Genomic DNA, 1,280 nt, shown 5'->3' on the forward strand with positions numbered 1-1,280 from the left:
GGGTGGGGTCGTCAGGCGTCGCCAGCGGTGACGGCGGCGGCCTCGGCCGGGGAGTGCGCGGCGGGCGCCGCGCGGTGCACCACGACGTGCCGGCGGCCGGACAGCAGCACCACCAGGCCCACCGCCACGCCGGCGGCGCCGAGCACGAACGGGGCCCAGTCGCCCACGGAGTCGCCGAGCTCGCCGGCCGCCCAGGCGGCGATGGCGCCGCCGACGAAGCGCACCGCCGAGTAGGCCGCCGACGCCGTGGAGCGCTGCGCCGGGGAGACCTCCATGACCAGCTCGGTGACGACGGTGTTGTTCACGCCGAGGAACAGCCCGGCCACGACGGTGCCGACGACGAGCACGGCGCGCGTGCCGGTGAAGACGGCCTCCACGGCCAGCACGAGGGCGAACAGCGCGAGCATCGAGGCCACCACGGGCACCTCGCCGTGGCGGCGCTGCAGGCGCGGGGCGATCCACACCGAGGCCACCGCCAGGCACGCGCCCCAGCCGAAGAACACCAGGCCCAGCCGGACCGGGGAGGTGATGTCCAGCGCGAACGGCGTGTAGGCCAGCAGGGTGAAGAAGCCGAAGTTGTAGAGGAACGCGGTGACGGCGACGGTGCGCAGGCCCGGGTGGCGCAGCGCCCGCAGCGGGTCGGCCAGCGAGGTCGGCACCGCCGGCCTCGGGGTGGCGGGCAGCATCACGACGACGGCCACGAGGGCCACGGCCATGAGGGCGGCGGTGCCGAAGAACGGCCCGCGCCAGGACACCTCGCCCAGCAGGCCGCCGAGGAGGGGACCGGCGGCGATGCCCAGCCCGAGGGCCGCCTCGTACAGCACGATCGCGGTGGCGGTGCCGCCGCTGGCGGCGCCGACGATGGTGGCCAGGGCGGTGGCGATGAACAGCGCGTTGCCCAGGCCCCAGCCGGCGCGGAAGCCGATGATCGCGCCGATGGAGCCGGAGGAGCCGGCCAGGGCCGCGAAGGCGACGACCAGCAGCAGGCCGGCCATGAGGGTCCTCTTGGCGCCCAGGCGGCTGGAGACGAAGCCGGTGAGCAGCATCGCCAGGCCGGTGACGCCCAGGTAGGACGTGAACAGCAGCAGCGTCTGCGCCTTCGTGGCGCCGAGGTCGCCGGCGATGGCGGGCAGGATCGGGTCCACCAGGCCGATGCCCATGAAGGACACGACGGCGGCGGCGGCGACGGCCCACACGGCGACCGGCTGCTCGAGGAGCGAGCCGCGGGTGGGGTCGTCGGAGGGGGTGGCGGCGGGTCCGGTGGGAGCGGTGCTCGGCAC

Annotated in this window: 1 protein-coding gene; it reads right to left on the minus strand. The window is 75.9% G+C overall.

Annotation, left to right across the window (positions count from 1 at the left end):
• Positions 1 to 11: 11 nt before the first annotated feature.
• A partial coding sequence (locus tag GTR00_RS21085) for an MFS transporter (protein ID WP_240900754.1) occupies positions 12 to 1,280 on the minus strand: 1,269 nt, incomplete at its 5' end.

This window comes from Kineococcus indalonis (assembly GCF_009906395.1).
Lineage (GTDB): Bacteria > Actinomycetota > Actinomycetes > Actinomycetales > Kineococcaceae > Kineococcus > Kineococcus indalonis.